20 protein-coding genes are annotated in these 20,680 nt (G+C 65.8%); 9 read left to right on the top strand and 11 right to left on the bottom strand.

Going from position 1 to position 20,680, the window contains the following annotated elements:
* Positions 1–76 precede the first annotated feature (76 nt).
* A complete protein-coding gene (locus BMX43_RS08545) occupies positions 77–1,372 on the bottom strand; it encodes an Nramp family divalent metal transporter (RefSeq protein ID WP_091300854.1) in 1,296 nt (431 codons plus the stop codon).
* A gap of 208 nt (positions 1,373–1,580) precedes the next feature.
* Here BMX43_RS08545 and mntR point away from each other — a divergent pair, with 208 nt between their 5' ends.
* Positions 1,581–2,018 carry a manganese-binding transcriptional regulator MntR gene (mntR, locus tag BMX43_RS08550; RefSeq protein WP_091300271.1) on the top strand — a complete coding sequence of 146 codons (438 nt, stop codon included), beginning with the start codon at positions 1,581–1,583 and terminating at the stop codon, positions 2,016–2,018.
* A gap of 28 nt (positions 2,019–2,046) precedes the next feature.
* Here mntR and BMX43_RS08555 read toward each other — a convergent pair whose 3' ends face one another.
* Entirely contained in the window at positions 2,047–2,907 is an 861-nt protein-coding gene (locus BMX43_RS08555) for an asparaginase domain-containing protein (protein ID WP_091300274.1), read from the bottom strand.
* Positions 2,908–3,185: 278 nt separating this feature from the next.
* Between BMX43_RS08555 and aroQ the strand changes: the two genes are divergently transcribed.
* From aroQ to BMX43_RS08575, 4 genes are read left to right on the top strand one after another with little or no spacing between them, the layout of a single operon-like run.
* The gene (aroQ, locus tag BMX43_RS08560; RefSeq protein ID WP_091300277.1) at positions 3,186–3,626 is read left to right on the top strand and encodes a type II 3-dehydroquinate dehydratase; all 441 of its coding nucleotides are present in this window, start codon (positions 3,186–3,188) and stop codon (positions 3,624–3,626) included.
* Complete coding sequence (locus BMX43_RS08565) at positions 3,623–4,387, top strand: aldolase/citrate lyase family protein (RefSeq protein WP_091300278.1); 765 nt, start codon at positions 3,623–3,625, stop codon at positions 4,385–4,387. Before aroQ ends, BMX43_RS08565 begins: the two co-directional genes overlap by 4 nt.
* Positions 4,387–5,523 carry an AMP-binding protein gene (locus BMX43_RS08570; protein ID WP_091300281.1) on the top strand — a complete coding sequence of 379 codons (1,137 nt, stop codon included), beginning with the start codon at positions 4,387–4,389 and terminating at the stop codon, positions 5,521–5,523. Before BMX43_RS08565 ends, BMX43_RS08570 begins: the two co-directional genes overlap by 1 nt.
* Positions 5,520–6,602, top strand: coding sequence for an acetyl-CoA C-acyltransferase (locus BMX43_RS08575; RefSeq protein WP_091300283.1), 1,083 nt, complete (start codon positions 5,520–5,522; stop codon positions 6,600–6,602). Before BMX43_RS08570 ends, BMX43_RS08575 begins: the two co-directional genes overlap by 4 nt.
* Before the next feature lie 46 nt (positions 6,603–6,648).
* Here the strand turns inward: BMX43_RS08575 and BMX43_RS08580 are convergent, their stop codons facing one another.
* The 5 genes from BMX43_RS08580 to BMX43_RS08600 all read right to left on the bottom strand — a co-directional run bounded on the left by BMX43_RS08580 (position 6,649) and on the right by BMX43_RS08600 (position 11,108).
* Positions 6,649–7,191: a biotin transporter BioY gene (locus BMX43_RS08580; RefSeq protein WP_091300286.1), complete on the bottom strand. Its 543-nt coding sequence runs from the start codon at positions 7,189–7,191 to the stop codon at positions 6,649–6,651.
* 13 nt (positions 7,192–7,204) lie between these two features.
* A complete protein-coding gene (locus BMX43_RS08585; RefSeq protein WP_091300289.1) occupies positions 7,205–7,801 on the bottom strand; it encodes an energy-coupling factor transporter transmembrane component T family protein in 597 nt (198 codons plus the stop codon).
* Positions 7,776–8,495 carry an energy-coupling factor ABC transporter ATP-binding protein gene (locus BMX43_RS08590; protein WP_091300291.1) on the bottom strand — a complete coding sequence of 240 codons (720 nt, stop codon included), beginning with the start codon at positions 8,493–8,495 and terminating at the stop codon, positions 7,776–7,778. The genes BMX43_RS08585 and BMX43_RS08590 overlap by 26 nt, the downstream gene beginning before the upstream one ends.
* A gap of 117 nt (positions 8,496–8,612) precedes the next feature.
* Complete coding sequence (locus BMX43_RS08595) at positions 8,613–9,890, bottom strand: 4-aminobutyrate--2-oxoglutarate transaminase (RefSeq protein WP_091300293.1); 1,278 nt, start codon at positions 9,888–9,890, stop codon at positions 8,613–8,615.
* Between the two features lie 195 nt (positions 9,891–10,085).
* The gene (locus BMX43_RS08600; RefSeq protein WP_091300297.1) at positions 10,086–11,108 is read right to left on the bottom strand and encodes a GlxA family transcriptional regulator; all 1,023 of its coding nucleotides are present in this window, start codon (positions 11,106–11,108) and stop codon (positions 10,086–10,088) included.
* A 138-nt stretch (positions 11,109–11,246) separates the two neighbouring features.
* Here BMX43_RS08600 and dprA point away from each other — a divergent pair, with 138 nt between their 5' ends.
* Positions 11,247–12,404, top strand: a complete 1,158-nt coding sequence (gene dprA / locus BMX43_RS08605) for a DNA-processing protein DprA (RefSeq protein ID WP_091300300.1) — start codon at positions 11,247–11,249, stop codon at positions 12,402–12,404.
* Here dprA and BMX43_RS08610 read toward each other — a convergent pair.
* Positions 12,401–12,829, bottom strand: coding sequence for a hypothetical protein (locus tag BMX43_RS08610; RefSeq protein WP_091300303.1), 429 nt, complete (start codon positions 12,827–12,829; stop codon positions 12,401–12,403). The genes dprA and BMX43_RS08610 overlap by 4 nt on opposite strands.
* A gap of 162 nt (positions 12,830–12,991) precedes the next feature.
* Here BMX43_RS08610 and topA point away from each other — a divergent pair, with 162 nt between their 5' ends.
* Complete coding sequence (topA, locus tag BMX43_RS08615) at positions 12,992–15,595, top strand: type I DNA topoisomerase (protein ID WP_091300307.1); 2,604 nt, start codon at positions 12,992–12,994, stop codon at positions 15,593–15,595.
* Positions 15,596–15,661: 66 nt separating this feature from the next.
* On the opposite strand, the gene choV is transcribed toward topA, so the two are convergent.
* The 3 genes from choV to choX form a co-directional block, all read right to left on the bottom strand.
* Positions 15,662–16,687, bottom strand: a complete 1,026-nt coding sequence (gene choV, locus BMX43_RS08620) for a choline ABC transporter ATP-binding protein (protein WP_091300309.1) — start codon at positions 16,685–16,687, stop codon at positions 15,662–15,664.
* Complete coding sequence (gene choW, locus BMX43_RS08625) at positions 16,684–17,520, bottom strand: choline ABC transporter permease subunit (RefSeq protein ID WP_091300311.1); 837 nt, start codon at positions 17,518–17,520, stop codon at positions 16,684–16,686. Before choW ends, choV begins: the two co-directional genes overlap by 4 nt.
* Before the next feature lie 79 nt (positions 17,521–17,599).
* Positions 17,600–18,535: a choline ABC transporter substrate-binding protein gene (gene choX, locus BMX43_RS08630; protein WP_091300313.1), complete on the bottom strand. Its 936-nt coding sequence runs from the start codon at positions 18,533–18,535 to the stop codon at positions 17,600–17,602.
* Between the two features lie 104 nt (positions 18,536–18,639).
* Between choX and betI the strand changes: the two genes are divergently transcribed.
* On the top strand, positions 18,640–19,221 hold the full coding sequence (betI, locus tag BMX43_RS08635) for a transcriptional regulator BetI (RefSeq protein ID WP_091300855.1): 582 nt from the start codon (positions 18,640–18,642) through the stop codon (positions 19,219–19,221).
* Entirely contained in the window at positions 19,221–20,675 is a 1,455-nt protein-coding gene (gene betB, locus BMX43_RS08640; protein WP_091300317.1) for a betaine-aldehyde dehydrogenase, read from the top strand. The genes betI and betB overlap by 1 nt, the downstream gene beginning before the upstream one ends.
* Positions 20,676–20,680 lie beyond the last annotated feature (5 nt).

Here is a 20,680-nt window from a genome sequence, read left to right on the forward strand (position 1 = left end):
AGCCCCGAGGAGGGGGACTCGGGCGTTTTTTTTGGATCAGCTTTTTGCCGCCCAAGTTGCCTTGGCCCGCATCGCCTCAGCCAAGCCCCGGGATCGCTACCCCGAAGGCCGACAACAGCAGAACACTGTTCAGGCTCAGCACGATGGTGGCCCCGGCAATCGCCAGAGCACGCACCGGGCGGCTGATGGTGAAATCGCCCATGATGTCTCGCCGACCGACAAAAATGATCAGCGTGATCATCGGGATAGGCAGAGCGATGCTCAGGATCACCTGGCTCATCACCAGCGCATCTGTGGCATTCACCCCCATGGCCACCACAACAAAGGCGGGGGCCATCGTCACTGCGCGGCGCAGCCAGACCGGCAGGCGCACCCGCAGGAAGCCCTGCATGATCATCTGCCCTGCCATCGTGCCCACGACCGAGCTGGAAACGCCCGAGGCGATCAGCGACACAAGGAACACTGCCGCCGCCGCCGAACCGAGCAGGGGGGTCAGCGTGTGATAGGCGGTCTCGATCTCGGCCACGTCACTATGCCCGGCATGGAAGGCGCTGGCCGCCATCATCACCATGGCCATGTTGATCATGCCCGCCACCGCCAGCGCCAGCACAACCTCGATATTTGAAAACCGCAGCACCCGGCGCCGTTCGGCATCGTTGCGCATCAGGGCACGCCCCTGCGTCAGCCCGGAGTGAAGAAAGATCGCATGCGGCATCACCGTGGCGCCGATGATCCCCACCGCAATGGTCAGGGCGGTGTTGTCGGGCATCGACGGGCTGAACATCCCCGCTGCCGCCTCGCCCCAGGCGATGGGCGCGATCACCACTTCAATCAGATAGCACAGCCCAATGATTGCCACGAAAGCGCCGATGATCAGCTCCATCGGGCGAAAGCCCTTGGCGTCGAACATCAGGATGCCATAGGTCACGATCGCGGTGACGCCCATGCCCGCCATCAGCGGCATGTCGAACAAAAGGGCCAGACCGATCGCGCCGCCCAGAAATTCGGCCAGATCGGTGGCCATGGCGGCGATCTCGCTGCCGATCCACAGCAGCCAGACCACGGGCCGGGGAAAATGGTCACGACAGAGTTCCGCAAGGTTGCTGCCCGTGACGATGCCCAGCCGCGCCGAAAGAGATTGGAACAGCATGGCGATCAGGTTCGCCATCAGCACCACCCACAGCAACGCATAGCCATAGCCCGCGCCGGCCTGAATGTTCGTCGCATAGTTGCCAGGGTCCATATAGGCAATCGAGGCAATGACGGCCGGCCCCAAGAAGGCCAGCGCTGCCCTTGGTCCGCGTCGCCTGCCCTCTAGCACCGCCGTCATGGCGTCCTGTGTTCGTCCCGTCACCGAGCCCTTCAACATCATCTTCCGTTCCATCCGTCGCGTGTTTTTCCTGTTGCGAAAATGAAGCCTAGGCTACACTTTTGTCAATCGGCAAATCTCTGGTGTCTCGTCTTGATGATGTGCGGGCTGATATTCCCAAAGCGGCGTCAAGGCTGTAACCTGTCCACCCTGACCGGATCAGGATGCAGACGCGCTGCCCGTCAGGCCGTGCTTGTGGGAAGGAGCCGCCATGACATCTGCCGAATCGCCCGAATGTGAAGGTCACGGCGCTGCCGAGCGCTTCACCCAGGCGCGGGCGGCGCAGTCCATGGCGCTGCTGGAGGATTATGCCGAGATGATCGACGACCTGATCGTCGAACATGGCGAGGCGCGGGTGACTGAAATCGCACAGCGCATGGGCGTGGCCCATCCCACCGCCACCAAAGCCGTGGCCCGCCTGAAGCGCGAGGGGCTGGCAATCTCGCGCCCTTATCGCGGGGTATTCCTGACCGAAGCCGGGGTGGCGCTGGCCGCACGGGTGCGGGCCCGCCACCGCACCGTGGTCGATCTGCTGGTGGCTGTGGGCGTGCCGGTGGAAACCGCCGAACTGGATGCCGAGGGGCTGGAGCACTATGTTTCGGAAACCACCCTGCGCGCGTTCGAGGCATGGTTGCGGGCGAACCCCTGAGCCGTCAAGCGGGTGGGTTAAGCCGCCGTCAGGCCGACAGATCCAGCATCAGCCGCACCAGCGCAGCCTCTGTCGTCTCCAGCCCGCCATTCTCTATCCCCGCCGCCCAAAGACCCGCACCCGCCGCATAGGCGCCCGGCGCCAGACCGCCGCTCAGGCATTGGCTGACGGCGCGCAGTCGCACACCGCGCGCCACCGCGTCGGCCAGTGCCGCCAGAACTGCCGGATCGTTCATTGACGTGCCGGCGCCATAAACGCGCAACACCGCGCCATCCAGTTCGGCCAGTGCCGCGCGTAGCAGGGCGGCGGGCAGGCCGGGCGAAAGTGTCAGCACCGCCACGCGCGCGGCACCGAAGGGCGCTGCTTTGGGCGGGCGGGCGGGCAGGGGGGCTTGCGGCAGGGCGCGGAAGGCGCTGTCGGCATGGCTGTCGATCTTGGCCAACCCCTCGGCGGGCAGCAGTTCACCGGCAAAGGCCAGCCAGACCCCGGCCGGGGCAGATCGCGCTGCCCCCATCGCCAGATGCAAGTTGCCTTCGGCATCGCCGCCAGTGCCCAAAGGCTGCATCGCGCCGCACAGCACCACGCGGCGCCCAGATCCGGCCAGCGCCTGCGCCAGCGCCGCGCCGGTGAAGGCCATGGTATCGGTGCCATGCGTCACGATCACATCCGCCCCCGGTGCGGCATGGATCGCCGCAAGGATGCGGTTCCACCCGGTCGGCCCCATATCGGCGCTGTCGATCAGTGGGGCGAACACCTCGGTCTGCAAGCGGACGCCCGCAGGCAGCAATGCTGCTACCGTCGCCTCGACCAACCCGGCTTCGGGGGTCAGCCCCTGCGGGCTGTCCGACATGCCGATGGTGCCTCCGGTATGGATCAGAAGAAGGGTCATGCGTGCCTCCTGTATGGCCGTGCCGCTATCTAGACGCAGGCCACCACCGGTCACAAGATGCGCAAGGGCCGGGCCACAAAGACTGCCTGCGTTGCGGCGTTCATGCCCCGCATCACACCTTGGTGCTGCCCCGGCGCAGCCGTACCGGCATCTGACAACCCCTTGTGCGGGATTCAGGTTGTGGTGAAGCAATTCCGCCCGGCATGGCGCTTTGGGCACGCCCCTTGCCCAGCTCTGCCGAACCGTTATCCTGCGCGTGCATCACAGGAAAGCCCGCCATGCTGCCCATCTTCATCCTCAACGGCCCCAACCTCAACCTGCTTGGCCTGCGCCAGCCCGAAATCTACGGGTCGGAAACGCTGGCCGATGTCGAGGCGCGCTGCGCCGCACTCGCCGCCGAACTGGGTCATGCCATTTCCTTCCGCCAGTCCAACCACGAAGGCACGCTGGTCGAGATGATCCACGAGGCGCGGAACGCCGCCAGCGCCATCATCATTAACCCCGCCGCCTATACTCACACTTCTGTCGCCATCCTTGATGCGCTCAACGCCTATGACGGCCCGGTGATCGAGGTGCATATCTCCAACGTCCACAAGCGCGAAAGCTTCCGCCATCACTCCTATGTCAGCCTGCGCGCCGAAGGGGTGATCGCGGGTTGCGGGACCGAAGGCTATCTGCTGGCACTGCGCCGCGTCGCGTCGTTGCTGGGGGCGAAATGATGCTGCCGCCCAATGCCTTCAAGCGCGGTCTGGCCGAAGGGCGCAGCCTGATCGGTTACTGGTGCAGCCTGCCGGGCGGGATCGGGGCTGAATTGCTGGCCGGTTGCGGCTATGACTGGCTGCTGTTCGACACCGAACACGCGCTGACCGATGTGCCCGACATCCTGCCGATGCTGCAGGCGGTGGCCCCCTATCCGGTCAGCCCGGTGGTGCGCCCGGCCAGCAACGACCCGGTGCTGATCAAGCGCCTGCTCGATCTGGGGGCGCAGACGCTGATGATCCCCTATGTCCAGACCGCCGAAGAGGCGCGCGCCGCCGTTGCCGCCATGCGCTATGCGCCGCGCGGCATCCGCGGCATGGCGGGCATGGTGCGCGCCAGCCGTTTTGGCAGCGTGCCCGATTACGCCCGCCGCGCCGAAGAGGAGCTGTGCCTGATCGTGCAGGTCGAAACCGCCGAAGCGCTGGCTCGGATCGACGAGATCGCGGCGGTGGACGGGGTGGATGCGCTGTTCATCGGCCCCGCCGATCTGGCCGCCTCGATGGGTCACTCAGGCGATGCGTCGCATCCCGAGGTGCGCGCGGCCATCGAGGCTGCCATCAAGCGCATCGTCGCGGCGGGCAAACCTGCAGGCATCCTCACCCTTTCGCCCGAATTTGCCGAAGCCTGCCTTGGCTGGGGCACCACTTTTACCGCCGTCGGCATGGATCTGGCCACACTCTCCACCGGCGCCCGCGCGCTGGCGCGGCGCTTCAAGGGCTGATGCGGTTTCGCTGGCACAGCGCCGCCCGGCTGATCGACGGGGCAGGGCTGGCGCATGGGCCGGGGCAGGGCACTGGCGGTGTGCTGCCCGACCGTCCGGGGGCCGCCGCCTTGCAGGCTGCATTGGGCGCAGACTGCTTTCGCATCGGCGCGGAAGATCAGCCCGCCCCGAAGCCTGGCCCGCTGCCGATTCTTGAAACCCTGTCGGGTGGCACTTCCGGTCCGCCCAAGCGCATCCGTCGCACGCAAGCGTCGTGGATCGCCAGTTTCGCGGTGAACCACCGGCTGTTCACCCTTGGCGCCCCGGCGGCGGTGCTGGGGCGGCTGGTGCATTCGCTGGCGCTGTATGGCGCGGTGGAAACCCTGCATCTGGGTGGCACGCTGCACCTGCTCGACACGCTGCGCCCGGATCGTCAGCGCGCCGCCCTTGCCGCGCGCGGGGTTGAGATCCTGTATGCCACCCCCGCGCAACTGCGCCTGCTGGTCGAGGCGCCGGGCCCCGCCTTGCCCGGGCTGCGCCTGATCCTTGTCGGCGGCTCCAAGCTCGACCCCGGTCTGCGCGCCGCGCTGCACGCGATTACGGCGGCCCGGATCTCCGAGTTTTACGGCGCCGCCGAGGCCAGCTTCATCACCCTTGCCGACCCTGACACTCCACCTGACAGTGTGGGCCGCCCCTATCCCGGCGTTGGAATCGACCTTGGCAGCGGCGAAATCCGCGTCCGCTCGCCCTATCTGGCCGAAGGCTATGGCGATGGCCGCCCGGCCAACTGGCAAGACGGCTGGCTGTGTCTTGACGAAGACGGGCGGATGGAAAACGGGTTTCTCTATCTGCTGGGCCGCCGCTCGCGCATGGTGAAGATCGCCGATCAATCAGTGCATCCCGAGGAAATCGAGGCGCTGATGCTGACACTTGCCGGCATCACCCGCGCCGCCGTGCTGCCCCGCCAAGATCCCCTGCGCGGCCATGTGCTGGAGGCGGTGGTGATGGGCGATCCGGCCTCTGCCGATGCCATCCTTGCCACGCTGCGCGCCCGGCTTGGCCCGCTGAAGGCGCCGCGCCGCCTGCATTGGCGCGATGACTGGCCGATGCTGCCCTCGGGCAAGCCCGACCTTGTGGCGCTGGAGCGGGATCTGTGACTGCCTTTGTCATCGCCGCCCGCCGCTCGCCCGTCATTCCGCGCAATGGCGCCTTCGCGGGCCTGTTGCCGCATGACCTTGCCGCGCCGGTGATCCGGGCCGTGCTGGCCGATGCCGGGATCGAAGCGGCGCAGGTGGACGAGTTGATCCTTGCCAATGCGCTGGGGGCAGGGGGCAACCCCGCCCGCCTTGCCGCGCTTGCCGCTGGCCTGCCCGAGCGCGTGGCGGGCCTGACGATTGATCGGCAATGCGCGGGTGGGCTGGATGCGATCCGTCTGGCCGCCGCGCTGGTCAGCGCGGGGCAGGCGGACATCGTGCTGGCGGGCGGGGCGGAAAGCTATTCCCGCCGCCCGCTGCGCCTTGCCACCGCGCCGGGGCAGGCGCCGGTCGCCTATGACCAGCCGCCCTTCACCCCCTGGCCCGAACGTGACCCGGACATGACGCAGGCCGCCGCCGCTTTGGCCGCCCGTCTCGGCATCTCGCGCGCCCGGCAAGAGGCGTGGGCAATCCGCAGCCACGCCTTGGCGCTGGCGCATCCGCAGCCCGAACTCCTGCCCTTCGCGCAGGCCACCACCGATGGCTTCACCCGCCGCCTGACCCCGGCGCTGGCGGCGCGCGCGCCGGTCCTGTGCGGCACGATCACCGCCGCCACCGCCGCCGTTGCCGCCGATGCGGTGGCCTTTGCGCTGGTCGTCTCGCCTCGCATTGCAGCCCGCGCCAGCCGCGCGCTGCGCATCGCGGCCTCAGCCACCCTCGGCGCGGCACCGGACGAACCCGGCCTCTCGCCGCTTCCGGCCATCCGTGGCGTGCTGGCCCAGACCGGCCTCACCGCCGCCGCCCTGAACCAGACCGAGCTGATGGAGGCCTATGCCGTGCAGGCGCTGGCCTGTATCGACGCGAGCGGTCTGCACCCCGAAACCGTCAACCCGCAAGGCGGGGCCCTGTCGCGCGGCCATCCGATCGGTGCTTCGGGCGCGATCCTTGTCGCCCGGCTGTTCCACAACCTGCACCATGGCTCTGGCCTTGCCGCCATCGCCGCGGCAGGCGGTATCGGCGCCGCCCTTATCCTGCAGGCATGAAAAAAGGCGGCCCGAAAGCCGCCTTTCTGCAAATCGCATACCCGGATCAGGCGCGCGACAGAACCGAGGCCGGGCGCACCCGCGCCAACCCGCGGGTGATGCCCGCCGCCAGAACGGTTTTCAGCAGATCGCCCGCAAGGAACGGCACGGCCAGCAGCGCCGCTTCCGGCAGGGTCTTGCCCAGCACCACCGACATGCCGATGATCCCGCACAGATGCATCACACCGATGCCGCCCAGCACCGCACCGGCAAAGGCCGCCACGCCAACATCCACGCGCCACCGCTCCACCACGAAGCCCGCGACCAGTGCCGCCAGCGGGAAGCCCACCAGATAGCCCGCCGTCGGCGAGACGAACACGCCCAGCCCACCACGCCCACCGGCCAGCAACGGCAGCCCCAGCGCCACCAGCGTCAGGAACAGCAGCACGGCCAGAAGGCCACGCCTGGTCCCCAGCACGGTGCCGCACAGCATTATGCCCAACGATTGCGCCGTGATCGGCACGCCGGAAATCAGATCGATCTTGGGCACCAGCCCCAGCACCGCGATCAGCGCCGCAAACAGCGCGATATGGGTCAGATTGCGTTCCATTATTTCTGTCTCCTCACAGCCCGCCTCGCGCGCGCAAGGCTTCGGCTACATGATCTGCGTCATCCAGTGCAACCAGTGCCAGCGGCAGCACGATCTTCGCGCCCACCCGCCGGGGGCTGCGCGCGCGCCATGCCTGCATCAGCTGCGACATTTTGTCCAGCAAAACCGGCGTAAACCGGATCACCAGCGCCATGGCCAAGGCCACCGCGCGCGGGTTTGCCCCCACAAACCGCAGCGGCGCCAGACCGCGCTCCACCAGCGCCAGCATGTCATCCAGCCGCGTGGTCATCGTCACCAGATTGGCCAGCCCGACCGCAAAAGCCATGCGCGCGGCCAGCAGCACAGCGCGCGCCAGCTCCGCCTGCCACAGGTGCCACAGTGCCAGAATTGCAAAGAACGGCCAAAGCCCCGACAGCATCCGCGCGCCATGCGCTGCAAAGCGAAGCCCCAGCGCCAGATAGACCAGCGCCAGCGCCAGAAGTGCGCCGACCACCAGCCGCCAGTCCTGCAGCGGAAAGATCAGCGCCGTTCCCAGCGCCACGGCTGCCAGCTTTGCCCCCACCGGCCAGCGATGCGCCGCCGTCTCAACCGGCGAGGTCAGCGTCAGCATCCGTGCCCCCGATCCGCTCCATCTCGGCCCGAAACGCCGCCAGAACCGGCGTGGCCGCGCCGTCCATCGCCACCCGGCCTGCCTCGAGCCAGATCACCCGGTCGCAACCCGCCACCGCCGCCGGGTCATGGCTGATCGTCACCAGCCGCTGCGGCAGTGCCGCCAGCCGCCGCGTGAGCCGGATCTGCAGCGGCAGATCCAGAGCCGCAAAGGGTTCGTCCAGCAGAATCGTGCCCGGTGCCATCAGCAGGATCGCCATCAGGCACAGCCACTGCTTCTGCCCCTGGCTCAGCGCCTGCACCGGCTGCCCGGCCCAGTCGCCTCGCCCCTCGGCCTCCAGCGCAGCGCACACCCGCGCCGCCGCCTCGGACCGGCTCAAGCCTTGCTGCACCAGACCGAAGGCCAGCTCTTCTGCCACGGTCGGAAAGATGATCTGATGATCCGGGTTCTGGAACAGGATGCCGACCGCTGCCAGCGCCGCGCGGCGATCCTTCGCCGGGTCTACCCCGCCCAGCCGCACCGTGCCCGCTGTCGGCGCCACCAACCCCGCCATCAGCCGCAACAGGGTGGTCTTGCCAGATCCGTTGCGCCCGACAATCCCGATGCGCTGCTCCTGCAGATCCAGCGAGATGCCGTGCAGGATCGGCTTGCCCGCAACGGCAAATGCCACCCCCTGCAACACGATCCCGTTCATGCACCCTCCAGCTGCTGGCGCCCGAATACCGCCCACGCCGCAGCCGCACAATGAAAAAGGGAGGCCGCAGCCCCCCTCTGTCTTCTGCACAAGGCGGCCCGAAGGGGGCCGCGCCCGTCAGCCAAGCCGGGCCGCCGCGACGGATTCTTCCAGAATCCCCATCGCCTCGGCGAAATGCGCCTCGGGGATGGTGATCGGCGCCAGGAAGCGGATCACGTTGCCATAAACGCCGCAGGTCAGCAGAATCAGCCCGCGCTTCAGCGCCTCCAGCCGCACCCGGCCGGTAAAGCCCGCGTCCGGCTCCTTGGTACCGGGATTGGCAAATTCCACCGCCACCATGAAGCCGGGGCCGCGAATGTCGCAGATCTCCGGGGTGGTGGCGCGGATCGCCTCCAGCTTCTGCTTCAGCCGCGAGCCGAGTTCGGTGGCCCGGGCACAGAGGTCTTCTTCCTCGATCACGTCCAGCACGGCGTTGGCCGCAGCAATCCCCAGCGGGTTGCCGCCGTAGGTGCCGCCCAGCCCGCCCGGATTGGCCGCATCCATGATCTCGGCGCGCCCGGTCACGGCGGCCAGCGGCAGGCCACCGGCCAGCCCCTTGGCCATGGTGGTGATGTCGGCGGCCACGTCATGGCCATGCATCGCGAACAGCGTGCCGGTGCGGGCAAAGCCGGTCTGCACCTCGTCGGCGATCATCAGGATGCCATGCTTGTCGCACAGCGCACGAATCGCCTTCACCAGATCGGCCGGTGCCGGGTAGAAGCCGCCTTCGCCCTGAACCGGCTCGAAGATGATCGCAGCGACGCGCGCCGGGTCCACATCGGCCTTGAACAGTTTTTCGATCCCGGCCATCGCATCGGCGGTGGAAATGCCGTGCACGTCCTGCGGGAAGGGCACATGGAAGACATCGGGCATCATCGTGCCGAAGCCTTTCTTGTAAGGCTCTACCTTGCCGGTCAGCGTCATGCCCATGAAGGTCCGACCGTGGAAGGCCCCGCCAAAGGCGATGACGGCATTGCGCCCGGTGGCCACGCGCGCGATCTTCACCGCATTCTCGCAGGCTTCCGCGCCGGTGGTCACGAAGATCGTCTTTTTCTTGAAATCACCCGGGACAGCGGCATTCAGCCGTTCGGCCAGACGGATATAGTTTTCATAGGGCAGAACCTGATGGCAGGTATGCGTAAAGCGGCTCATCTGTTCGGTGACCGCCGCCATGACCTTGGGGTGGCAATGGCCGGTATTCACCACCGCGATGCCCGCCGCGAAGTCGATATAGCGGTTGCCCTCGATATCCCAGACTTCCGAATTCAGCGCGCGTTCGGCGTAGATCTGGGTCTGCATCCCGACCCCGCGCGAAATCGCCTCGTCCCGGCGCTTGGCCACATCCGTGTTCAGCATGGTTTTCCCTCTCCGGCCCGAATGTCAGCTTTGCGCGGGCCCTGCGCCGCAGATTTTGATCAAAAATGGGCGCCACATCAACCGGAATTGCGACATGACACCATGCAGAAAGGACATATCCCGAGCGATCCTTCTGCACAGAACCATAGCGCAGCGCGCGGTCGCCGTTCCGATTTTTCGCAGAAAAATCGCCCCTCAGGCGCCGAAATGCGAAAACCGATAGGGCGAAACCCCGTATTTCTTGCGGAAGCTCTTGGAAAAATGGCTGGACGAGGCATAGCCGCAGGCCACTGCCACTTCGGTCACGCTCATATCCGTTTCCGCCAGCAGCGCGCGGCCATGCTGCAGCCGCAGGTCGTTCATGTAGCGCACCGGCGTCACGCCAAGATAACGGTTGAACAGCCGCTCGATCTGGCGGCGCGATACGCCCAGATGATCGGCGCAGGCATCCAGATCGAACTCTTCCTCGATCCGCGCCTCCAGAAAGGCCACCGCCTTGATCAGCTTCTCGTTGCGCGTGCCCAGCCGGGCGGCCAGCGAGGTGATTTGCTCATCCTCTTCCGTGCGCCGCTGGGTCAGCAGGCACATGTTCATCACTTCCTGGCTCAGTTGCGCGCCGTAGCGGTCGTGGATCAGCTTCAGCATCAGGTCCGCCGCCGCCACCCCGCCCGCGCAGGTCACGATGCGGTCCTCGATGCAGAACACCTGTCGGGCCGGTTCCAGATCGGGGAAGGTTTCGGTAAAGCCCGACAGGTTTTCCCAATGCAGCGTGAAACGCCGCCCCTTCAGGATGCCCGCCCTCGCCAGCGCATAGGCCCCGGTGCAAAGCCCCCCTACAGTGCGCCCGCGCCGCCATTGCCCGCGCACCCAATCCGCGAGCGACGCGGTAATCTGCGTCTCCGGCTCCACCCCGCCGCAGATCAGCACATAGCCCGGCGGCGGTGCCTCGGGCAGGGTACCCTCGGTCATCACCGGCACACCGTTGGAACAGACGACCGGCTGCCCCCCTTCCGAATAGGTGCGCCAGCGGAACAGGATCTGCCCGGTCAGCTGGTTTGCCACCCGCAGCGGTTCGATCGCCGAGGTGAAGGCCAGCATGGTGAATTTGGGCACCAGAACAAAGGTCACCGAAACGGGTTCGGTCACCTTCGGCAGCGTCACATGCGCCACCCCCCGCGCCACGAATTTGCGGGAATCGTCTGTTTCGGTCTCGGCCATCCCGGCTGCCCTAACCCGCCCTGTGCTTCACTGCAAGCATAGCGAAAATTCTGCGACCAGCCCCGAGTCTTTCTGCGAATCTTTACCGGCGATTAACCAATGCCGGGTCAAGTGAAAGGGCGCATGAGGAGCAGCCGGATGGAGGATGGTTTGGACTGTGACCCCACACCCCACACCCCACCCACCACGGATCAGGATCGCCTTGCCCGGCTGCGCCTCATCCGTTCGCGCCGCGTTGGGCCGGTGACCTATCACCGGCTCGTCGCCGAACACGGCTCGGCCAGCGCCGCGCTGGCGGCTCTGCCAGACATTGCCCGCGCCTCGGGCGTGCAGGACTATCAGCCCTGTCCGCCCGAGGTCGCGCTGCACGAGGCGCGCGCTGCCCGCGCCGCCCGGGCGCGGATGCTCTGCCCCGGCGAACCGTTCTATCCGGCCGCGCTGGCCACCTTGCCCGATGCGCCGCCTGTGTTGTGGCTGCGCGGTGACCCGCGCCTGCTGGCCCGCCCGATGGTGGCGCTGGTCGGCGCGCGCAATGCCTCCAGCCTCGGGTTGCGCATGGCCCGACGTCTGGCCGAGGCGCTGACCGAAGCGGGGTTCGTTGTCACCTCGGGCCTTGCCCGCGGCATTGATGCCGAAGCCCATGCCGCCGCGCTTGTCGGGGGCACCGTGGCGGTGCTGGCCGGGGGCGTCGATGTGATCTATCCCAGCGAAAACGCGACACTGGCCGCGCAGATCGCCGCGCAGGGCTGCCTGATTTCCGAACAACCCCCGGGGCTGGAGCCGCAGGCGCGCCATTTCCCGCTGCGCAATCGCATCATCTCGGGCATGGCCCGCGCCGTGGTGGTGGTCGAGGCGGCGGCGCGCTCCGGCTCACTGCTCACCGCGAAAGACGCCGCCGATCAGGGGCGCGAGGTTCTGGCGGTGCCGGGCCATCCGTTCGATGCCCGTGCCGCCGGCTGTAACCAGTTGATCCGCGAAGGGGCGACCCTGGTCCGCTCTGCCGCCGATGTGATCGAGCTGCTGGGTGGCGTGCCCAAGCCTGAAACGCAGGCGCATCTCGGCCTGCAGGAGCGGCCCGGCCCAATACTCGGCCCGACACCCGCCCGCCGCCCGCTGCGCGACATTGCCGCGCTGCACCGCCTGATCCTCGATCGCCTCAGCCCCAGTCCGCTGGCCGAAGACCAATTGATCCGCGATCTTGCGGTGCCCGCGCATGAGGTTGCGCCCCAATTGCTGACGCTGGAGCTGGAGGGCAAGCTGATCCGACAGCCCGGTGGGCTGCTGTCACGCAGTTAACACAGTTCCGGCAGCACGGCGCCCCAGTTGCGGCAATTGGCCGGATCGGCCCACCAAGCATCCGTCGCGCCGATCCGCCAGTCTACCGCGACCCAGGTGTTACCCTCTTTCAGCAGCAGCGCCTGCATGTTGGCACCATCCATATAGGCCGGGTCCATCCCTTCGCGCTGCACCATCGGCGTGGCGTACAGGTCGATCTGTCCGCCCCCCGGGCGTTGCGGCGCCACCATCGCATAGGCAGCGCGCCCCTCCACCCGCAGTTCCTGCACGACGAATTCCACCGGCGCGCCCAGCTTTGCCTCGGCCAGCGGGCGCAGCGCATCCATCAGCGCCCGCCGTTCGGCGCTGCCTTTTGCAGGCTCGCTGAACGCCTCCGCAATCTGGGGCACAAGCATCAGGGCGATCAGGATCAGGGCGCGGTTCATTGACACATTCCATCTGGCGGTCAGGGATTTCGCGCTATCCTGCTCCGCTGCGCCACCTGCGTCAAACACTGGCAAGGCTTGACGGCAGGGACGCGCCTTGACATGGGTGCACGGTCCACTCATCGTTCCGCGCCGCCGTTCGGGCTGGCGCAAGAGGTATTCATGGCAGTCGTCGTCGTCGAATCTCCGGCCAAGGCCAAGACAATCAACAAATATCTTGGTTCCGACTATACGGTGCTGGCCTCTTACGGCCATGTCCGCGATTTGCCGGCGAAAGATGGTTCGGTGGATACCGAGCATGATTTCGACATGAAATGGGAGGTCGCCACCGAAAGCAAAAAGCACGTCCGCGCCATTGCCGAAGCGCTGAAGACCGATGACGAACTGATCCTCGCCACCGACCCTGACCGCGAGGGCGAGGCGATTTCGTGGCACCTGCAAGAGGCGCTGGCCTCGTCGCTGAAAAAAGGCAAGAAGGTCAGCCGCGTGACCTTCAACGCCATCACCAAAGCCGCCGTGACCGAGGCGATGAAGAACCCGCGCCAAGTGGATACGCCGCTGGTCGAGGCTTATCTGGCCCGCCGCGCGCTGGATTACCTCGTGGGCTTCACCCTCTCGCCCGTACTGTGGCGCAAGCTGCCCGGTGCCAAATCGGCGGGCCGGGTGCAATCTGTCTGCCTGCGCCTGATCGTCGAACGCGAGATGGAGATCGAGGCGTTCCGCGCCCGCGAATACTGGTCGGTTACCGCCATCCTCGCCACCCCGCGCGGGCAGGAATATGAGGCGAAGCTGACCATCCTTGGCGGCAAGAAGCTGGACAAATTCGACATCCCGACCGCCGAGGCCGCCGAGATTGCGGTGCAGGCTGTCACTTCCCGAACATTGGCTGTTTCATCGGTGGAATCGAAACCCGCCAGCCGCAACCCCTATCCGCCCTTCATGACCTCCACCCTGCAGCAAGAGGCCAGCCGCAAATTCGGCATGGGCGCGAAAGCCTGCATGAGTGCTGCGCAGCGCCTGTATGAGGCCGGGCACATCACCTATATGCGGACCGACGGCATCGACATGGCGCCCGAAGCCGTGATGGCCGCCCGCGATGCGATCAAGGATCGTTTCGGCGCAGCTTACGTCCCCGACAGCCCGCGCATGTACAAGAACAAGGCCAAGAACGCGCAGGAGGCCCACGAATGTATCCGTCCGACCGAAATGAAGGCGGCACCCGAAACCCTGCGTCTGGTCGAGGCGGATCAGCGCAAGCTTTATGACCTGATCTGGAAACGCACCATCGCCAGCCAGATGGCGGCGGCACGGCTGGAACGCACCACGGTCGATATCGCCAGCCCCGACGGGCAGGTGGGTCTGCGGGCCACCGGCCAGGTCGTGATGTTCGACGGCTTCCTCAAGGTCTATGACGAGGGCCGCGACGACGATGCCGAAGACGAAGGTCGTCTGCCGCAGATCATGCAGGGCGAACCGGCCGAGAAGCGCAAGATCACCCCCGACCAGCATTTCACCCAGCCGCCCGCCCGCTATACCGAGGCGACGCTCGTCAAACGGATGGAAGAGCTGGGTATTGGCCGCCCCTCCACCTATGCGTCGATCATCACCACGATCCAGGACCGCGAATATGTCCGCAAGGACAAGAACCGCCTGATCCCCGAGGATAAAGGTCGCCTCGTAACTGCCTTCCTCACCAACTATTTCCGCAAATATGTGGAGTATGACTTCACCGCCGATCTGGAGGGCCAGCTTGATGACGTGTCGGCGGGTGAGCGGGACTACAAGGAAGTGCTGGCGCGCTTCTGGCGCGACTTCTCGGCGGCCGTGGCTGAAACCGCCGATCTGCGCATTGGCGAAGTGCTCGACAAGATCGACGAATTCCTGGCGCCTCACCTGTACCCGGCCCGTGCCGATGGTGGCGACCCGCGCATTTGCCCGACCTGCGGCAGCGGGCGACTGCACCTGAAAACCGCCCGTTCCGGCGGCGCCTTCATCGGCTGCGGCAATTACCCCGACTGCCGCTATACCCGCCCGATTTCGGTGGGCGACGATTCTGGGGCGATCTCGCCTGATGGCAAAATTCTGGGGCAAGACGAAGACGGCACCCCGATCAGCCTGCGCGCCGGGCGCTTCGGCCCCTATGTGCAAAAGGGTGAAGCCACGACCGAGGCACCCAAACCGCCGCGTGCCAGCCTGCCCAAGGGCTGGTCACCAGACAGCATCGACCTTGAGCGCGCGCTTCTGCTGCTGAACCTGCCGCGCCTGATCGGCGCGCATCCCGAAGACGGCGCCCCAGTCGAGGCCGGGATCGGCCGTTTCGGCCCCTTCGTGAAACACAATACCACCTATGCCAATCTGCCCGAGGTGGAGGAAGTCTTCACCATCGGCATGAATCGCGCGATGGAAGTGCTTGCGCTGAAAGCCAGCCGGGGCAGGGGCGCCAGCGCCCCCGCGCAGCCGATCAAAGAGTTGGGGCAGCATCCCGATGGTGGTGTGATTTCGGTGATGCCGGGCCGCTATGGCCCCTATGTCAAATGGGAAAAGGTCAACGCGACCCTGCCCAAGGACATCGAGCCCGAGGCGCTGACGCTGGACGAGGCACTGGCTCTGATCGCCGAAAAGGCGGGCAAGACGAAGAAACCGGCGAAAAAGGCGGCGGCCAAGCCCAAAGCCGCTGCCGCCGAAAAGCCCGCCAAGGCGAAGGTGGAAAAGCCTGTCGCTGCCAAGAAGCCTGCGGCCAAACGGGCGAAAAAAGCCGCCGAATAGGCCCGGCACGACCCTCAGGGGGATTGACCAAAGGCCAAGAGGGGGCGCGAGCGCCCCCTGCTGCGCTTACATGCCGCGCGGGTTGACGAGCTTGCCCATCACATCCGCCGCCCGGATCGCGCCGATGCCGTTGCCTGCCTGTGTCACGGCAAGCTCATCTGCCCCATCGCGGAAAAGTTCCATAACCACCTTCACAGGAGTTTCGGCATCGACGGCGCGGCTGGCGGAAGATGGGCCCAGCCGCATCACATCGCGCGCGGTCAGCACGCTCAGCGGGTTCATATGCGCCACGAAATCCGCCACATACTCGCTCACCGGATTGGCAATGATTTCGCGGGCGGTGCCGCATTGCACGATCCGCCCGCCCTCCATCAGCGCGATGCGATTGCCGATCTTGAACGCCTCGTCTAGATCATGGCTGACGAAGACAATGGTGCGCTTCAGCCGGGCCTGCAAATCCAGCAATTCGTCCTGCAGCTTGGCCCGGATCAGCGGATCCAGCGCCGAGAACGGCTCGTCCATCAGCAGAATCGGCGCCTGTGTCACAAAGGCACGCGCCAGGCCAACCCGCTGCTGCATCCCCCCTGACAGGTCACCGACCTTGCGGTCGGCCCATTGGCTCAGGTTGACCAGCGCCAGCTGTTCATCGACAGGTTTGCGCCGCGCCTCTGGTGTAATGCCCGCCAGTTCCAGCCCCAGCCCGACATTTTCGCGCACTGTGCGCCAGGGCAGAAGGCCGAACTGCTGGAACACCATTGCGATCCGGTTCAGCCGCAACCGGCGCAGGGTTTCCGGGTCGGCCTTGGTGACCGACACCATCTTGTCGCCATCCGACACCCGCACCTCGCCGCGCACCACGGGATTCAGCGCATTGACCCCGCGCAGCAGCGTCGATTTGCCAGAGCCTGACAGCCCCATCAGCACAAGGATCTCGCCCTCTTCCACCGTCAGCGAGCAGTCATGCACGCCGAGGATCTGTCCGGTCGCCTGCTGCACTTCGGCGCGGCTCAGCCCCTTGTCCATCAGCGGCAGCGCGCGGTCCGGCGCATCGCCAAAGACGATGGAAACACGATCAAATTCAACAGCCGTCATTTGCGGGTCACCCTCAGCATACGGTCCAGCATGATGGCCACCACCACGATGATGAAGCCGGATTCAAAGCCAAGCGCGGTGTTGACCGAGTTCAGCGCCCGTACCACCGGCACACCCAGCCCGTTCGCGCCCACCAGCGCCGCGATCACCACCATCGACAGCGACAGCATGATCGTCTGGTTCAGCCCGACCATGATCTGCGGCAGGGCATAGGGCAGCTCCACCTTCCACAGCACCTGCCGCTTGGTTGCGCCAAAGGCGGTGGCCGCTTCCAGCAGCGGCTCGGGCGTGGAGGCCACGCCCAGCTGTGTCATGCGGATCGGCGCGGGTAGCACGAAGATCACCGTGGCGATCAGGCCGGGCACCATGCCGATTCCGAAAAACACAATGGCCGGAATGAGATAGACGAAGGTCGGCAGCGTCTGCATCAGATCCAGCACCGGGGTCATCGCGGCAAAGACCTTGGGTCGATGCGCGGCCCAGATGCCGATCGGTACGCCGATCCCCATGCAAACCACGCAGGAAGACAGCACCAGCGTCAGGCTTTCGGTCGTCTCCTCCCAGTATCCCTGGTTAAGGATGAAGCCGAAGGCCACCAGCACGAACAGCACCACCTTCCAGCTGCGCTGCAGATACCAGGTCAGGCCGAGGAAACAGGCCATGATGACCAGCGGATGCGGCGTTTGCAGCACCCAGAGGATTGCGTTGATCAGCGCCTCCATCACGGCGCCCATGGCGTCGAACAACGGGGCGAGGTTTACCTTCATCCAGTCGAAGGCGAATTTTGAAATCTTGCCAAGCGGCAATTTGGAATCTGTCAGCCAGTCGAGCATCCGGCGGGCGTCCTTTTCGGGCGGAGGAGGATGTCAGAAAAGGCTTCCCCCGCCACCGGGGCGGGGGAAGACGCGGGGATCAGAGGCCGAGCGCGGTTTTCACCGCCGCCATCGCATCGCCGCCGTCCTTGGTGGTCACACCGGCCAGCCAAGGCTCGATCACCGTGGGATTGGCTTTCAGCCAGGTGGTGGCGGCCTCTTTCGGGTCGGTGCCGTCATCCAGGATCGCGCCCATGATCTCGTTTTCCATCGGCAGCGTGAAGGCAAGGTTTTCCAGCAGTTTGCCGGTATTCGGGCATTCGGCGACATAGCCTTTGCGCACATTGGTGGCCACGACCGCGCCACCCAGATTCGGGCCGAAGAACTCGTCGCCGCCGGTCAGGTAGGTCATCTTGAAGTTGGCGTTCATCGGGTGGGGTTCCCAGCCGAGGAAGATGATCGGGGCGCTGTCGCCCGTGGTGCGCGCCACTTCCGCCAGCATCCCCTGTTCCGAGCTTTCGACAACCTCGAAGCCCTTCAGCCCGAAGGCGTCCTTCTCGATCATGTCGAGGATCAGGCGGTTGCCGTCATTGCCCGGCTCGATCCCGTAGATCTTGCCTTCCAACGCGTCCTTGTTCTTGGCGATGTCGCTGAAATCCTTGATCCCCAGCGCTGCGCCCGCCTCGTTGGTGGCCAGCGTGTATTTCGCGCCTTCCAGATTGACGCGCACGGTTTCTACCGTGCCCGCATCGCGATAGGGGGCCAGATCGGCCTCCATCGTCGGCATCCAGTTGCCGAGGAACACATCCACGTCACCGCCCGCCAGCGCGGTATAGGTCACCGGAACGGACAGGATCTTGGTTTCCGTCTCGTATCCCAGCGCTTCCAGCACGACGGTGGTGGCGGCCGTGGTGGCGGTGATGTCGGTCCAGCCGACATCCGAGAAGATCACTTTGTCGCAGTCGGCCGCATGGGCCGTGCCTGCAAGGGCGAACGCCACCGTGGTGGCAAGGAGGGTGGATTTCATCTTGGTCATGTCGATTCCCTGATGTCTGCGGCTTGGACGTTTTTTGTTGATTGACGAGTCAATAAACTTCGCGTTAGCTCCGTTTGGCAAGTCTTTTTTTCAGGAAAACCACCGTGCCGAAGCTTGGAATGGAGCCTATCCGAAAGGCCGCACTGGTCAAAGCAACCATCGTGGAGATTGGTCGCGCCGGATCGCTGGATGTGACGGTCAGCCAGATCGCCAAACGCGCGGGCATGTCCTCGGCGCTGGCGCATCACTATTTCGGCTCGAAAGAAGACATCTTTCTTGCGGCCATGCGCCATATCCTTTCGCTTTATGGCGCGGAAGTGCGCGGGGCACTTTCGGCGGTCGATGGGCCCGAGGCGCGGCTGCAGGCGATTCTGCGCGCCAGCTTCAGCCCCGGCAACTTCCGGCGTGAGGCGGTGAGCGCCTGGCTCAACTTTTACGTTCTGGCGCAGACGGTGCCGCAGGCGCGGCGCCTGCTGGCGATCTATCAGCGGCGCCTGAAATCCAACCTGCTGTTTTGCCTGCGTCCGCTGATCGGCACGCGGGCGGATGCTGTGGCTGACGGGCTGGGGGCGCTGATCGACGGCGTTTACCTGCGCGAAGCCTTGAAGGAGGGGCCGCCTGATTCGGCCTCGTCGGTGGCCACGGTGCTGGAATTCGTGGCGGCAGAACTGAAGGGGCGCGACTGATGCAAGCTCAACCCAAAGCCAGCCATTTCGTGAATGGCGCCTATCTGGAAGACCCGGCCGGGGCGCCGATTGACGTGATCTATCCCGCCACCGGCGCGGTGATCGCCCGTCTGCACGAGGCGACGCCTGCGGTGATCGAGGCGGCGTTGGCCTCGGCCAAAGCGGCGCAAAAGGCTTGGGCCGCCACCCGCCCGGTGGAGCGTTCGCGTATCCTGCGCCGCGCCGTCGATCTGATTCGAGATCGCAATGCCGAGCTTTCGCTTCTGGAAACGCTGGATACCGGCAAGCCGCTGCAGGAAACCACGGTGGCCGATTGGCCGTCGGGCGCCGATGCGCTGGAGTTTTTCGCCGGTCTCGCGCCCTCGGTCACCGGCGAAACCGTGCCGCTGGGCCGCGATTTCGTCTATACGCTGCGCGAGCCGCTCGGGGTTTGCGTCGGTATCGGTGCGTGGAACTACCCTAGCCAGATCGCTTGCTGGAAAGCTGCGCCCGCGCTGAGCCTTGGCAATGCGATGATCTTCAAACCTTCCGAAGTCACGCCGCTTGGCGCGCTGAAACTGGCCGAGATTCTGGTGGAGGCCGGGCTGCCTGCGGGTCTGTTCAACGTCGTGCAGGGCAGGGGGGCCGTGGGGGCGGCGTTGGTCACCGATCCGCGTGTGGCCAAGGTCTCGCTCACCGGCTCGGTGCCGACGGGACGGCGTGTCTATGCCGCCGCTGCCGACGGTGTGCGCCATGTGACGATGGAACTGGGCGGCAAATCGCCGCTGATCATCTTCGATGACGCCGATGTCGAAAGCGCCATCGGTGCGGCCATGCTGGGCAATTTCTATTCGACCGGCCAGATCTGCTCCAACGGTACCCGCGTTTTTGTGCAAACGGGTATCAAGGACCGCTTCCTTTCCCGGTTGGCCGAACGCACCGCTTCGATCCGTCTTGGCGATCCGCTGGATATGGAAACGCAGCTCGGGCCACTGGTCTCCGAGGCGCATATGCAAAAAGTGCTGAACTATATGCAAATTGCAGAACGCGAAGGCGCCACACTGATCTGCGGCGGCGGACGTGCCGCGCTGAACAGCGGTTTTTATGTGCAACCCACCGTGTTTGCAAATGTCACTGACGACATGACCCTCGCTCGCGAAGAGGTGTTCGGCCCGGTCATGGCCGTGCTGGATTTCGACAGCGAAGACGAGGTGATTGCGCGTGCCAATGACACTGAATTCGGCCTCGCCGCCGGGGTCTTCACCGCCGATCTGACGCGCGGCCACCGCGTGGTCGGGCAGTTGGAGGCCGGAACCTGCTGGATCAACGCCTATAACCTGACCCCGGTCGAAGGCCCTTTCGGTGGCGTGAAGCTCTCTGGTGTCGGGCGTGAAAACAGCAAGGCCGCTGTCGAACATTATACCCAGATCAAATCTGTCTACGTGGGCATGGGCCCCGTCGATTCGCCCTACTGAGGTGC

The sequence above is a fragment of the Gemmobacter aquatilis genome (assembly GCF_900110025.1).
Classification (GTDB): domain Bacteria; phylum Pseudomonadota; class Alphaproteobacteria; order Rhodobacterales; family Rhodobacteraceae; genus Gemmobacter; species Gemmobacter aquatilis.

Coding starts and splice junctions, on each gene's coding strand:
- BMX43_RS08565 (WP_091300278.1), top strand. CDS start 3,623: ATGATGCTGCCGCCCAATGCCTTCAAGCGCGGTCTGGCCGAAGGGCGC.
- BMX43_RS08590 (WP_091300291.1), bottom strand. CDS start 8,495: ATGAACGGGATCGTGTTGCAGGGGGTGGCATTTGCCGTTGCGGGCAAG.
- topA (WP_091300307.1), top strand. CDS start 12,992: ATGGCAGTCGTCGTCGTCGAATCTCCGGCCAAGGCCAAGACAATCAAC.
- betB (WP_091300317.1), top strand. CDS start 19,221: ATGCAAGCTCAACCCAAAGCCAGCCATTTCGTGAATGGCGCCTATCTG.
- choW (WP_091300311.1), bottom strand. CDS start 17,520: ATGCTCGACTGGCTGACAGATTCCAAATTGCCGCTTGGCAAGATTTCA.
- choV (WP_091300309.1), bottom strand. CDS start 16,687: ATGACGGCTGTTGAATTTGATCGTGTTTCCATCGTCTTTGGCGATGCG.
- BMX43_RS08585 (WP_091300289.1), bottom strand. CDS start 7,801: ATGCTGACGCTGACCTCGCCGGTTGAGACGGCGGCGCATCGCTGGCCG.
- BMX43_RS08555 (WP_091300274.1), bottom strand. CDS start 2,907: ATGACCCTTCTTCTGATCCATACCGGAGGCACCATCGGCATGTCGGAC.
- choX (WP_091300313.1), bottom strand. CDS start 18,535: ATGACCAAGATGAAATCCACCCTCCTTGCCACCACGGTGGCGTTCGCC.
- BMX43_RS08600 (WP_091300297.1), bottom strand. CDS start 11,108: ATGGCCGAGACCGAAACAGACGATTCCCGCAAATTCGTGGCGCGGGGG.
- BMX43_RS08545 (WP_091300854.1), bottom strand. CDS start 1,372: ATGATGTTGAAGGGCTCGGTGACGGGACGAACACAGGACGCCATGACG.
- BMX43_RS08595 (WP_091300293.1), bottom strand. CDS start 9,890: ATGCTGAACACGGATGTGGCCAAGCGCCGGGACGAGGCGATTTCGCGC.
- BMX43_RS08610 (WP_091300303.1), bottom strand. CDS start 12,829: ATGAACCGCGCCCTGATCCTGATCGCCCTGATGCTTGTGCCCCAGATT.
- BMX43_RS08570 (WP_091300281.1), top strand. CDS start 4,387: ATGCGGTTTCGCTGGCACAGCGCCGCCCGGCTGATCGACGGGGCAGGG.
- mntR (WP_091300271.1), top strand. CDS start 1,581: ATGACATCTGCCGAATCGCCCGAATGTGAAGGTCACGGCGCTGCCGAG.
- BMX43_RS08580 (WP_091300286.1), bottom strand. CDS start 7,191: ATGGAACGCAATCTGACCCATATCGCGCTGTTTGCGGCGCTGATCGCG.
- dprA (WP_091300300.1), top strand. CDS start 11,247: ATGGAGGATGGTTTGGACTGTGACCCCACACCCCACACCCCACCCACC.
- aroQ (WP_091300277.1), top strand. CDS start 3,186: ATGCTGCCCATCTTCATCCTCAACGGCCCCAACCTCAACCTGCTTGGC.